Here is a 13,373-nt window from a genome sequence, read left to right on the forward strand (position 1 = left end):
CAGCGGGCCCGCACCCCCCGGGGTGCGGGCCCGCTGCCGTCCGGGGCTCAGGCCGCCGGAGCGCGCGACTCCGGCGCGGGCTCCGCGAGGAGCAGGCGGACCATGCCGAAGCGCGAGCTCGCCTCGTGCGCCAGCAGCACGCCGACGGCGACGACCGCGGTCACCAGGACCATGCGGACCGGGGTGTCGCCGAACACCAGCAGCCCGACCGCCTGCGCGACCGCGGCCACGGCGACGACGCCGATGAGCCGGCGGTCACCGCGCGCCAGCGTGACCATGATGTGGACGTACACCAGCGCGAGCAGCGTCATGACGGCGGCCAGCGGGGCGGCCAGCGCGTAGGCGTCGGCGTAGGCCTCGCCGAACACGCCGACCACCAGCGACGACGGGGCCAGGAGGACGACGAGGGCGACGGCGCCACCGGTGGCGAGGGTCGCGGCCAGGGTGAGCAGCGCCGGGCTGCGCACGCTGAGGCCGGCCGCCAGCCGGGCCGAGACCTTGGGCAGCAGCATGAGCGCGAGCGCCGAGGGCCCGTAGAGCGCGATCTTGCCCAGCAGCGCGGCCGAGGCGTAGAGGCCGGCCTCCGTGGGCTCGAGCGTCACCTTGGCGACGATGACGTCGAGGTTGGTCAGCGACGCGAACGCCACGAGCGCCACGAGCGCGGGGCGCAGGTTGAGCGCGACCCGCTGCGTCCGCGGCGCGGGCCGGCCACCGGTGCGCCCGAGCGCCAGGAACAGGCCGACGACGGTGGCCAGCACCAGGGCGCCGAGCGCGCCGACGACGCCGGCCACGGCCGCCAGCGGGACCAGCAGCACCGCGCGCAGGACGCCGAGCGGGCCGGCCAGGATGGCCCCGACCCGGCCGAAGTGCTCGCGGCCCTGGTGGATGCCCTGGCTCACCTGCAGGGCCAGGCCGAGCACGATCCACAGCACGCCGGTCAGCCAGACGCCGACCGAGCCGAGCTCGAGGACCGCCACCGCCGCGGGCGTGCCCGCCACCAGGACGACGAACAGCCCGGCCTGCACGAGGGCCATCCGGCGGGTGACGAAGCGGATGAGGCCCTGCGCCTCGTCGGGGAGGCCGCGGGCGGTGAGCGCGGCGATCTCGCGGGCCAGCGCGGCCTGCACGCCGGTGGCCGGCATGAAGGCGATGGTGGCCAGGCCGGTCATCGCGCTGACCTCCGCGAACTCCGCGGGCGTGAGCGCGCGGGCGGCGAGGACGTAGTACAGGTAGTTGCCGAGGTGCCCGGCCACCGAGCAGACCAGCAGCAGCAGGCCGGAGCGGGCGGCCGGGGAGGCCAGCAGGCTCGCGACCCGGCCGCGCCGGGGTGTGGCAGCGGCGGTCCCGGTGTCGAGGGGTGACCCGCTCACGACTGGCGGCACGGCATGTCGCGCCTTCCTCTCCGGGGCTGGGCCGTCGCGGGGAACGACCGGTTCGGGCCGGGGACACGACCACCCGAGCCACGCCCGCCCGGACGGGTCACGGCGTGCGTCGGGGGGCCCTCGCACTGTATCCCCGGTGCGAGGGCCCCCGCCGTGCCGCTCGGTCAGCCGACGGTGACCGTGGCGACGCCGTTGCGCTCCAGGACCCACCCGTGGGTGAAGTCGACGCGCCGGCCGCCGTCCGAGGGGTAGACGTCGCCGAGCGGGTCGCCGAGCTGGGCCGCGGACCGCACGTAGGCGTCCAGGATCACGTCGGTCGTCCGGCGCGGCCCGGTCGTGGCCGACCAGTAGAGCGTCGCGGTGCCGAACCGCTGCGCGGCGCCGGTCGCCGCGGGGCCCTCGTCGCCCAGCGGGGCGCCGAGCGGGCCGGTCATGCCGCCCGTGGCCTCCCAGTGGGCTCCGATGGCGCCCCGCACGACGTGCGCGCCACCGGCCGACGTCCACCAGACGCCGCCGGACTGGAAGCGCTGACCGCGCCCCGTCCCCGCCGGCGCCTCGGCGCCGGTCGGGAAGCCGAGCGGGCCGGCCGGGCCGCCGGCGGCGAGGTAGGCCTGCCCGACGTCCCCGCGCACCGGCTGGGAGCCGGTCGTGGCCGACCAGTAGACGGTGCCGTTGGCGAAGCGCTGGGACGCGCCGGCGCCGACCGCGGTCTCGTCGCCCACGGGCGCGCCGAGCGGGCCGGTGGGCCCACCGCCGGCCTCCCACGCGGCGCCGATCGCCCCGCGGACCGGGTGTGCCCCGCCGGCGGTGGTCCACCAGATGCCGCCGGACTGGAAGCGCTGCGCCCGCACGGCACCCGACGTCGCCTCCGCGGCGACCGGGAAGCCCAGCGGGCCGGCCGGGCCGCCGGCGGCGTCGTAGGCCTGCGCGATCTCGCCGCGGACCACCTGGGAGCCGGTCGTGGCCGACCAGTGGATCGCGCCGTTGGCGAAGCGCTGGGACGCGCCGGCGCCGGCCGCGGTCTCGTCCCCGACGGGCGCACCGAGCGGGCCGGTCGGCCCGCCGGTCGCCTCCCATGCGCTGCCGATGCCGCCGCGCACCGGGTGTGCCCCGCCGGCGGTGGTCCACCAGATGCCGCCGGACTGGAAGCGCTGCTCCCGGACCGCGCCCACGGTGCGCTCGGGGGCGACCGGGAAGCCCAGCGGGCCGGCCGGGCCGCGGTTGTCCGCGTAGGCGCGGGCGAGGTCGCCCAGCACCGCCTGGGGGCCGGTGGCCGCCGACCAGTACACGTCGCCGTTGGCGAACCGCTGCGCCGCGCCGTTGCCGGCCGCGGTCTCGTCGCCGACCGGGGCGCCCAGCGCGCCGGTCAGGCCGCCGGCGGCCTCCCAGCCGGTGGCGATGCCGCCCCGTACCGGGTGCGCACCACCGGCCGCGGTCCACCAGATCGCGCCGGACTGGAACTGCTGCACCGTCGCCGGGCCGGCCGCGGTCTCGCCGGCCACCGGCATGCCGAGCGGCCCGTCGGGGCCGCGGGCGGCGGTGTACGCCCGGGCGATCTCGCCGCGGACCACCTGGGCTCCGGTGGCGGCGGACCAGTACAGGGTGCCGCTGGAGAACCGCTGCGCGGCGCCGGGGCCGGCCGCCGTCTCGTCGGCGACCGGGGCGCCGAGCGGGCCGGTCAGCCCGCCCGCCGCCAGCCAGCCGGTGTAGAGGGCGCCGCGGACGACGCGGGCCCCGCCGTCGGCGGACCAGTGCACCAGGCCGCGCTGGAAGCGCTGCACCTGTGCGGACCCCTCGGGGACCTCCTCCGACGTGGGCAGGCCGAGGGCGCCGCCCTCGCCGCCGAGGGCCTGGTAGCGGGCGAGCACCGCGCCGCGCACCTGGACGGTGCCCGAGGTCAGCGCGTACAGCGAGCCGCCCTGGAAGTCCTGGGCCACGCCGGCGTCCCCCGCCAGGCTCCGGACGTCGGAGGTGGGCAGGCCCAGGGGACCCGCCGCGCCGCCGCGCTCGTCCCACCCGGTCGCCACCGGGCCGGTCACCGGGTGGCCGCCGGTCGACGCCGACCAGTGCACGGTGCCGCGCTGGAACGCCTGCACGACGCCGCCGGCCACCGGACCCGCGGCCTCCGGGCCGGTCGGGTAGCCGAGGGGGCCGGTGGCCCCGCCGGCCTTCTCCCAGGTGGGCAGCACCGCGCCCCGGACCGGCTGCGCGCCGGTGGCGTCGGAGTAGGCCACCACCCCCCGCTCGAAGCGCTGCAGGCTGCCGGACCGGTCGGACGCCGGCTGCTCGGGCGTGGTCGGGTAGCCCAGGGGGCCGGTGCCGCCGCCGGTGGCCTGCCACCGCGCCCGGATGGCCCCGCGGACGGGCGCGGCCCCGGTGGTGTCGGTGTAGAAGATCGTGCCGCCCTCGAACTCCTGCAGCGTGCCGATGCCGTCCCCGACCGGGCGCTCGTCGCTCGCCGGGAACCCGAGGACGCCGTTGTCCCGGCCCTCGCGGTCCCACGCGGCGAGCATCCCGCCGCGCACCGGCTGGGCGCCGGTGCCGGCGGTCCAGTAGATCCGGCCGCCGGTGAACAGCTGGTAGGCCCCGCCGGGCCGGCCGGTGGCGCCCTCGTCGGTGACCGGGTAGCCGAGCGGGCCGTTCTCCCGGCCGCGGGCGGCCCACGCGTCGTACAGCGCGCCGCGCAGCACGTGCGCGCCGGTCGCCGGGGTCCAGTAGATCGCTCCCCGGGCGAAGATCTGGTAGCAGCCGCCGGCGACCAGCCCGCACTGCACCGTGGTCGCGGGCGAGCCCAGCACGTCCGGCCCGGCGCGGTAGTAGGCGTCCGAGATCGCCGCGGCGCCCGGCTCGTGCGTCGAGCCGAACCAGTCGGTGTAGTAGCTGAAGAAGTTGCGGTTGCCGTAGGTGGAGCAGGCGTCACCCGTGCCGTAGCCGGCCCGCAGCGCGGCGGCGTTCGGCTGGTAGGGCGTGTACGTGTAGAGGCCGGCGGTCGCCTGGTTGTAGATGAACACCGACGAGCTGCCGCAGTCGCGGTTCGGGTTGTAGAGGACGGTGTTCCAGCGGCCGGGGAAGTAGTTGATCGGCCTGGCCGCGTACTCCTTGAACCGGTGCGCGGCGCTGTAGACCTGGTTGAAGAAGCCGTTGTAGGCGGGGTTGCACGGCGCGGTGTCGGGGCAGGCGAAGCCCATCGCCTCGCGGTAGCGGCGGGCGTAGAGGTTGCTGCCGCCGGAGTTGGTGACGAGCGACTGCTCCTTCTGCAGGGTCACCAGCAGCACGCGGGGGTTGATCCCGCAGGCCTGGCCCACCTTGCCGATGATCGCGGCGGCCGTCTCCTGCGCCTGCCCGTCGTAGAACCCGCAGAACGCGTCCGCGGCCCGGTCGGGGGTGTCCTGCCGGTAGACCCGGAGGCAGGGGGTCCCGTCGGTGCCGGTCCGGCAGGCGGCGCCCTTCTGGTCGAGGAAGCGCTGCACGTCCGGCACCGGCATCGACCAGCCGTCGAAGAAGATCGCGTCGCTGATGATGTCGCCGGCCCGGAACTGCGACAGGTCGGCCGCCTCCTCGAGGCGGTCGTCCCCCGACAGCAGGCCGGTCAGCAGGACGGCGACGAGGGCCAGCAGCCCCGCGGACGTCAGCAGGCGCAGCCGCCGCGGCCGCCTCACGGGACCACGACCTGCACGTCGGCGCTGGACCCCGACGACGCGGCCGACCGGTAGTCCAGGCGCGCGGTCCAGGTGCCCGGGGAGAGCCGCTCGAGCGGCACGGAGAGCAGGCCGCACGAGGTCGTCTGCGCGTCGGCGACGGCGTCCCCCTCGACGGTGACGTCGCCGGCGCCGGAGCGGCTGAGCTCGAGCGTGCACCGCCCGCCGTCCTCGACCACGCCGGCGACGAAGCCGGCCACCTCGACGGCGCTGCTGCCCGGCTCGACGCCGGCGTAGGAGACGACGACGTCGACGTCGGAGGAGCCGGCGTCCTCGTCCGTGCCCGACCCGCGGGGCGGGTCGGTGGCGACGAAGGTGGGCTCGGCCTCGCCGTCCGCCGCGCCGTCGTCCGCGGTCCCGCCGTCGGCCGACGCGTCCGGCGCCGGCACCGTCCCCGTCGTCCCGGCGTCGGCGGCCGCCGAGCTGCTCGACGGCGTCGTCGTCCCGGTGGCCGCCTCCGTGTCGGCCGGCCCCGAGCACGCGGCGAGCGGGCCGAGCAGGAGGGCGGCCGAGACGGTCCACGCCGCCCGGCGCACCGCGGTGCGGGCGGCGCTCACCGGTAGCTCACCTCGGTGCGGCCGGTGCCCGCGGTCCAGGTGATGGTGCCGCCCTGGAACCGCTGCTGGGCGCCGGTGGCGGTGGCCGTCTCGTCGCCGGTGGGGAAGGCGAGGCGGCCGTCGGCGCCCCCGGCGGCGACGTAGACCGCGCCGATCCCGCCGCGGACGACGTGCGCGCCGTCGGTGGCCGACCAGTAGACCGACCCGCCCTGGAAGTGCTGCACGCGCCCGGCCCCGCCGGCGCCGGCGGCGGTCGCCTCCGTCGTCGGCAGGCCCAGCACGCCGGTCACGCCGCCGGCCGCGCGGTGGGCGGTGGCGATGTCCCCGCGCAGGACGTGCGCGCCGGTCGACGCCGACCAGTAGATCTCGCCGTTCTGGAAGACCTGCACCGCGCCGTTGCCGTTGGGGGTGAGCCGCTCGGCCGCCGTCGGGAAGCCCAGCGGCCCGTCGGCCGCGCCCGAGGCCGCGTAGAGGGACCCGATGGCGCCACGCACGACCTGCGCGCCGTCGGTGGCGGTCCACAGGACCGAACCGCCCTGGAAGGTCTGCACCCGGCCGGTGCCGCCGGGGCCGGTGGCGGTGGCCTCGGCGGTGGGCAGGCCCAGGGGACCGGTGACCCCGCCGGCGGCGGCGTAGGCGGTGGCGATGTCCCCGCGGACGACGCGCGCGCCCGTGGCGGCCGACCAGTAGACGGCGCCGTTCTCGAACTGCTGCACGCGCCCGGACCGGTTCGGGGTGTCGGTCTCGGTCCGGGTCGGGTAGCCGAGCGGGCCGGTCACGCCGCCGGAGGCGAGCCAGGTGCTGCGCACCGCGCCGCCGACCCGCACCGCGCCGGTGCTGGCGCTCCAGTAGACCGAGCCGCGCTCGAACTGCTGCACGGCGCCGCGGCCGTCGCCGGCGGCCTGCTCGGCGGTGGTCGGGTAGCCGGCGGGCCCGCCCTCGGCGCCCTCGGTCGCCCAGGCCGCCCGGATGCCGCCGCGCACGGGGAAGGCGCCGTTGGCCGGCGACCAGTAGATCCCGCCGGACGCGAACTCCTGCACCCGCCCGGTCCCCGCACCCGCCCGCTCGTTGCCGGCGGGGTAACCGAGCGGCCCGGTGCCGCCGCCGAGCGCGGTCCAGGTCGTGCGGATCCCGCCGTAGACGAGCGCGCCGTACATCGACGACGTCCAGTAGACGTCGCCCCGCTGGAAGCGCTGGACGACGCCGGCGCCGCCGGGCAGCACCTCCTCCGGGGCGGCCGGGTAGCCGAGCACGCCGGTCTCGCGGCCGCTGGCCTCGTAGGCGCCGCGGATGCCGCCGCGCACGGGGACCGACCCGGTGGCCGGCGACCACATGACGGTGCCGCCCTCGAACACCGACAGCGCGCCGATGCCGTCGCGGGTGCCCACCTCGGAGGCCACCGGGTAGCCGAGCGGGCCGGTCGGGCCGCCGACGGAGTTCCAGTAGGCGCGGATGTCGCCCTTGACGACCTGGCCGCCGGTGCTCGCCGTCCAGTAGACGGCGCCGCGCTGGAACTCCGCGACGACGCCGCGACCGTCGGGCAGCGCCCGCTCCTCCGCGCTCGGCGCGCCGAGCGTCGCGGGGCCGCCGGCGCGCAGGTAGGCCGTCAGCACGCCACCGCGGACGAGCCGCACGCCGGTGTCGGGCGAGTAGTACAGCGACCCGCGCTCGTAGGGCTGCCAGACGACGCCCGCGGCCTCCTGCTCGTACTGCGTCTTGGCACCGAGCGCGCTGCGCAGCGCGGCGTCGGAGTCGTAGCGCTGGGTGATCTGCGGGGTGATCGAGTTGGCCAGCACCCAGGCCACCCGGTCGCGGATCTCGCCCATGCGGGAGTAGCCGTACTGCCCGGGGCAGGTCGTGCTGCCCACGTCGCGGTGCCCGAAGATCGTCGGGAGGGTGACCTGCACCCCGGCGGCGTAGCGCGAGGTGCCGCCCCCGCCGGAGGTGAGCGTCGTCGTCCCGTAGGGGTTGACGTTGTAGAGCGCGAACTTCCAGGCGATGACCTGCACGACCGCCTCGACCGTCGCCTGCGGCACGCCGGTCTGGTCGTAGTTGCCCAGCATGGAGACGCCGAAGGTCCCGGTGTTGAAGCCGCCGGCGTGCGCGCCGATGACGGTGCTGGCCAGACCGCCGGAGCGGCCCTCCCACAGCCGGCCGAACTTGTCGGCGATGACGTTGTAGCCGAGGTCGCCCCAGCCGCGGCTGACCGTGTGGTAGCGGTAGATCGACCGCATCATCTCGGGCACCTGGGCGGCCGTGTAGCCGTTCGTGTCGGCCGTGTGGTGCAGCGTCGCGCCCTTGATCGTCGGCGCGTACTGGGGATCCCAGGTGCGGATGCTCTCGTCGGCCCCCCACTGCGCGCGCGAGTAGACCGGCGGCATCGAGACGGCGGCGTCGGCGGTGTCCTGGATGTCGGGCTCGCCCAGCGCGGTGTCGGCGTCACTCTCGCCCGGGTCGACGAGGGTGAGCTGGACGTCGGTGGGCGCGGCGCCCGAGCGGGTGACCACCTCGGCCTCCACGCCGGTGCTCGGCCCGGTCCACAGCGGCGCCGTGCCGCCGCGCGCCTCGGTGTCGACGTCGGTGCCGGGCTCCTGCTCGGCGTCCTCGGGGCCGACCTCGGTCCACTCGCCCCAGTCGCCGTCGCCGTCCTGGACACGCACCTGGACCCGGACGTCGGTGACGGCGGGGTCGTGCGCCCAGGTGACGCCGACGAGGGAGAAGGAGTCGACCCCGGTCTGGGTGACGGTGAGCGTCGGTGCGGTGTCCGGGACCCCGGCGACCGGGTCGGTCGTGCCCTCCTGGACCTCGGCCTCGGGCGCCGGCTGCTCGACCGACCCCAGGTCCACGTCCACCGAGTCGGTCTCCACCGGCACGGCCTCGGGCGAGGGGGAGGCGTAGACGGGCAGCACGGTGATGGTCGCGAGGGACGCGACGAACGCGAGCGAGCCCACGGCGAGACGGCGCACGAGACAGGTCCTCCGGGGTACCGGGACGCGGACACCCCGCAGGCGTCCGGCTTTCCCCCGCGAGGATCGACCGCCGGGCCCCCGCACCCGCCGGTCCGACACGGGGCGGGCACCGCGGATCCGTCACTCCCGTCCCACGGGTCGCAGCAGCCGCGGCCGTGGCGGACCGGTCGGTCACGGGGGCTCAGCCGAGGGTGCGCACCGCCCGGGTCAGCGCCTCCCGCCAGGGCCGCTGCGGGGGCAGCCCGGCGGCCAGCCAGACGCTGCCGTCGAGCACCGACCAGGCCGGCCGCGGGGCCGGGCGGGGGAAGGCCGCCGTCGTCGTCGGGGAGACCAGGCCCGCGTCGGCACCGAGCTCCTCGTAGACCGCGCGCGCGAGGCCGAACCAGCTGACGGCGCCCGCGCCGGTGAGGTGCAGCAGCGGCGGGACGGGGCCGGCCCGCTCCCCCGCCGCGACCAGCCCGGCGGCCAGGTCGGCCGACCAGGTGGGCGAGCCGACCTGGTCGTCGACCACCGACACCGGGGCGCCGGCGGCGGCGCGGGCGGCCATCGTCGTGACGAAGTTGCGCCCGTGCCGGCCGTACACCCAGGCGGTGCGCACGACCGTGGCGTCCCCGCCCGCCGCGGCGACGGCGCGCTCGCCCGCGGCCTTGCTGCGCCCGTAGGCCGAGCGCGGGGCGACCGGGGCGTCGACCGGGTAGGGCTCGGTGGCGGTGCCGTCGAAGACGTAGTCGGTGGAGACGTGCACCAACCTGGCCCGCCCCGCCGTCTCCTGCGCCAGCCAGCCGGGGGCGTGCCCGTTGACGACGGTGGCGGTGTCCTCGTCGGTCTCGGCGGCGTCGACGGCGGTGTAGGCGGCGGCGTTGACCAGCACGGCCCGGTCGGCGCCGACCGCGTCGAGCCAGGCCCGGACGGTGCGGCGGACCGCCGTCTCGTCGGTGAGGTCGAGCTCGGCGCGGCCCAGCGCGGTGACCCGGTCCCCGGGCCGGCCGGCGAGCACGTCGAGCAGCTCGCGCCCGAGCTGGCCGCGGGCGCCGGTGACCAGCCAGGCGGTGCTCACGCCTCCGGGTCCTGCGCGGCCGGCCGGTGGGCCGTCGCGGCGGCGGCCTTGAGCGGCTCCCACCACGCGCGGTTGTCGCGGTACCACTGCACGGTCAGCGCCAGGCCCTCCTCGAAGGACACCCGCGGCGCGTAGCCCAGGGCCGCGGTCCTGCCGTAGTCCACCGAGTAGCGCAGGTCGTGGCCGCCGCCGCGGGGGTCGGGAACCGGCTGCACGTAGCTCCAGTCGCGCCCGGTCGCCGCCAGCAGCAGCCCGGTGAGCTCGCGGTTGGACAGCTCCCGGCCGCCCCCGATGTTGTAGTACTCGCCCGGCAGCCCCTTCTCGACGACGAGCTGGATGCCGCGGCAGTGGTCGTCGACGAACAGCCAGTCGCGGACGTTGGCGCCCTCGCCGTAGAGCGGCACCGGCTCGCCGTCGAGCAGGTTGGTGACGAACAGCGGGATGACCTTCTCGGGGAAGTGGTAGGGCCCGTAGTTGTTGCTGCAGCGGGTCACCGAGACGTCCAGGCCGTGGGTCTTGGCGTAGGCGCGGGCGACGAGGTCGCTGCCGGCCTTGGACGCCGAGTACGGCGAGTTCGGCTCGAGCAGGCAGTCCTCGGTCCAGGAGCCCTCGTCGATGGAGCCGTAGACCTCGTCGGTGGACACGTGCAGCACCCGGCGGACGCCGTGCCGCAGCGCCGCCTCGAACACCTGCTGGGCGCCGAGCACGTTGGTGAGGACGAAGTCGGACGCGCCGTGGATGGACCGGTCGACGTGCGACTCGGCGGCGAAGTTGACCACGAGGTCGTGCCCGGGGACGGCGGCGTCGAGGTCGGCACGCAGGCAGATGTCGCCCTGCACGAAGCGCAGCCGCGGGCTGCCGGCGACCGGCGCCAGGTTGGCCCGGTTCCCGGCGTAGGTCAGCTTGTCGAAGACGGTCACCTCGGCGTCCTCGTAGCCGGGGTAGCCGCCGGTCAGCATCGTCCGGACGTAGTGCGAGCCGATGAAGCCCGCTCCCCCGGTCACCAGCACGCGCATGGCTGCATCCTCCTGTGGGTCCCCGCCGCGGGCATCCTCCCCGGTGTGGCTCCTGGGACGGGTGGGGCGGCCGGGGACTCGTCGGGCGCCCGGTGTCAGACGGGCGGGGGCGACGGCGAGACGGAGCGTTCCGCCGTGTCGCGGGCGCGGCAGCTCCCCCCGGCGCCCCTAACCTCGGTCCCGTGAGCCGAGACCGCAACGAGCAGGGTGGGTCCTCGGGCCGGCCCCTCCCCGCCCGGCTCGACCCGCGCGCCGGCCGTCCGCCCCGCGCCGTCCGCGGTGAGGCGACCCCCTCCCGGGCCGCGTCGCGCGTCGACGACGAGCGCCCCGGCCGCGGCCGGTCGGGCGCCCGCCGGGGCGCGGTCGTGGCGCGCGCGGTCGCCGCCGTCCTGTCGGTGGTGCTGCTCGGCGCCAGCGGCTGGGGCTGGTACCTCGGCCGGGTCGCGGAGGCCACGGTCAACCGCACCGACGCCATCCCGACCGCCGGCAACTCCAACGCCGGCGGCGCGCCCGAGGCGGTGAACCTGCTGCTGGTGGGCAACGACAGCCGCGCGCAGCTGTCCGAGGAGCAGCTCGCCGAGCTCAGCGCCGGCACCGACTCCGGCATCAACACCGACACGATGATCCTGGTGCACCTCCCCGCCGACGGGTCCCGCGCCTCCTTCGTGTCCTTCCCCCGCGACTCCTACGTGGAGATCCCCGGGCACGGGATGGACAAGCTCAACGCGGCCTACGCCTACGGCTACGGCGAGGTCGACGACTCCGCGCCCGAGGAGGAGCGCGAGGCCGGCGGCGCCCAGCTGCTGGTGCAGACGATCAGCCAGCTGACCGGCCTGATGATCGACCACTACGCCGAGGTCGACCTGCTCGGCTTCTTCGAGCTCAGCAGCGTCGTCGGCGGCGTCGAGGTCAACCTCTGCGCGGCGGTGGACGACTCGGCGTACTCCGGCGCGGTCTTCCCGGCCGGCGTGCAGACCATCTCCGGCGCCGAGGCCCTGGCCTTCGTCCGCCAGCGGCACGGCCTGCCCCGCGGCGACCTCGACCGCATCGTGCGCCAGCAGGTGTTCATGGCCGGCGTGCTGCGCAAGATCCTCGACGAGGACGTGCTGCTCGACCTGGGCACCCAGCGGCAGCTGGTGGAGGCGGCGTCGCAGTCGCTGACCATCGACCGCGACCTGGTGCTGCTCGACCTGGCCCAGCAGATGCAGGCCGTCACCGCCGGCAGCATCGAGTTCCAGACCGTGCCCATCGTCGGCGACGACCGCGACGAGCAGGGCCGCTCCATCCTCCGGCTGGCCGACGAGGACGACCTGCACGCCTTCTTCGCCGACCTCTCGGCCGAGCCGGAGCAGGCGGCGGCGCCCACCACCGAGGCCCCGCCCACCGCCGCGCCCTCGGAGGTGTCGGTGGAGGTCTACAACGGCTCGGGCGTCCCCGGCCTGGCCGGCGAGGCCGGCTCCGCCCTGGAGGACGCCGGGTTCACCGTGACCAGCACCGGCAACGCCTCCAGCAGCGACTACGCGCAGACGACGATCCGCTACGCCGCCGGTGACGAGGCCCTGGCCGCGGCCGTGGCCGCCCAGGTGCCCGGCGCGGTGACCGAGGGCAGCGAGGACCCCTCCGCCGGCACGGTCCAGCTCGTGCTGGGCGAGGACTTCAACGGCGTCGGCCAGGCCACCACCCCGCCGGCGGCGGCTCCGTCGGCCGCGCCCACCGAGCCGGCCCGCACCGCCGCCGACACCAGCTGCATCAACTGAGGAAGGACCACCCCTCCCCCTCCCCACGCCTCGCTCCGCTCGGCGCGGGCCCCTGAGGGGTGGCCGTTCCAGCACCTCACCTGCTGGGAGGCTGGGGCCATGAGCCCCGCGCCGAGGACACCGTCGGACCTGCTCGCCGCCGCGCTGCGCCGGGACGCGGCCGCCCCGCTGGTCACCGCCTACGACGACGCCACCGGCGAGCGGGTGGAGCTGTCGGCCACGACGCTGGCCAACTGGGTGGCCAAGACGGCCAACCTGCTGCAGGACGAGTTCGACGTCGGCGCGGGCAGCACCGTCGCGGTCGCCCTGCCGGTGCACTGGCAGACCGCCGCGGTGCTGCTCGGCGTCTGGAGCTGCGGCGCCGCCGTCCTCGACACCGCCGTGGAGGACGACGGCCGGCTCGACACCGCCGACGTCGTCCTGGCCGCGCAGGACCGGCTCGCCCCGCTCGAGGAGCAGGACCTGCTCGAGCTGGTGGGCCTGTCGCTGCACCCGCTGGGGCTGGGCATGACCGACTACCGGGGCCCGGCGCGCGACTTCGCCCTCGAGGTGCGCGCCCACGGCGACGTGTTCGCGCCCCTCGTCCCGGCCGACCCGGACGCGCCCGGCCTGCTCGCCGGCGGGCTGCAGCTGACCCTGGGCGGCCTGGTCGCCGCGGCCGGTGAGCTGGCCGGCCGGCTGGGCATCGCGGCCGGCGACCGGCTGCTCGTCGACGAGCGGACGGCGGCCGAGGCCGGGCCGGTCGCCTGGCTGCTGGCACCGCTGGCCGCCGGAGCCTCGCTGGTGCTGTGCCGGAACGCCGTGGTCGACGGGCTGAGGAGCCGGGCGGAGGCCGAACGGGTCACCGCTACGCTCGGCCTCCGGATCGAGGGCTTCCGCGAGCTCGGCCGGCCCGCCTGAGGGCCCCGGCCGGCCCGCCTCACGGACGGACGGTGGT

8 protein-coding genes are annotated in these 13,373 nt (G+C 76.9%); 2 read left to right on the top strand and 6 right to left on the bottom strand.

Features of this window, described 5'->3' with window-relative positions:
* Positions 1–47 precede the first annotated feature (47 nt).
* The 6 genes from BLQ97_RS01855 to rfbB all read right to left on the bottom strand — a co-directional run bounded on the left by BLQ97_RS01855 (position 48) and on the right by rfbB (position 10,679).
* The gene (locus BLQ97_RS01855; protein WP_091362695.1) at positions 48–1,370 is read right to left on the bottom strand and encodes an MATE family efflux transporter; all 1,323 of its coding nucleotides are present in this window, start codon (positions 1,368–1,370) and stop codon (positions 48–50) included.
* A gap of 176 nt (positions 1,371–1,546) precedes the next feature.
* A complete protein-coding gene (locus tag BLQ97_RS01860) occupies positions 1,547–5,041 on the bottom strand; it encodes a hypothetical protein (protein ID WP_091362697.1) in 3,495 nt (1,164 codons plus the stop codon).
* Complete coding sequence (locus BLQ97_RS01865) at positions 5,038–5,637, bottom strand: hypothetical protein (protein WP_091362699.1); 600 nt, start codon at positions 5,635–5,637, stop codon at positions 5,038–5,040. The genes BLQ97_RS01860 and BLQ97_RS01865 overlap by 4 nt, the downstream gene beginning before the upstream one ends.
* A complete protein-coding gene (locus BLQ97_RS01870; protein WP_091362700.1) occupies positions 5,634–8,603 on the bottom strand; it encodes an N-acetylmuramoyl-L-alanine amidase in 2,970 nt (989 codons plus the stop codon). Before BLQ97_RS01870 ends, BLQ97_RS01865 begins: the two co-directional genes overlap by 4 nt.
* Positions 8,604–8,787: 184 nt before the next feature.
* On the bottom strand, positions 8,788–9,663 hold the full coding sequence (gene rfbD, locus BLQ97_RS01875) for a dTDP-4-dehydrorhamnose reductase (RefSeq protein WP_091362702.1): 876 nt from the start codon (positions 9,661–9,663) through the stop codon (positions 8,788–8,790).
* Positions 9,660–10,679, bottom strand: coding sequence for a dTDP-glucose 4,6-dehydratase (rfbB, locus tag BLQ97_RS01880; protein WP_091362704.1), 1,020 nt, complete (start codon positions 10,677–10,679; stop codon positions 9,660–9,662). Before rfbB ends, rfbD begins: the two co-directional genes overlap by 4 nt.
* A gap of 182 nt (positions 10,680–10,861) precedes the next feature.
* Here rfbB and BLQ97_RS01885 point away from each other — a divergent pair, with 182 nt between their 5' ends.
* Both BLQ97_RS01885 and BLQ97_RS01890 read left to right on the top strand, forming a co-directional pair.
* Positions 10,862–12,436 (top strand): LCP family protein, encoded by a 1,575-nt coding sequence (locus tag BLQ97_RS01885; RefSeq protein WP_091362706.1) that lies wholly within the window; start codon positions 10,862–10,864, stop codon positions 12,434–12,436.
* 99 nt (positions 12,437–12,535) lie between these two features.
* Entirely contained in the window at positions 12,536–13,336 is an 801-nt protein-coding gene (locus BLQ97_RS01890; protein WP_091362707.1) for a TIGR03089 family protein, read from the top strand.
* Positions 13,337–13,373: the final 37 nt, after the last annotated feature.

It is taken from the genome of Geodermatophilus telluris (assembly GCF_900102745.1).
GTDB classification, from domain to species: Bacteria; Actinomycetota; Actinomycetes; order Mycobacteriales; family Geodermatophilaceae; genus Geodermatophilus; species Geodermatophilus telluris.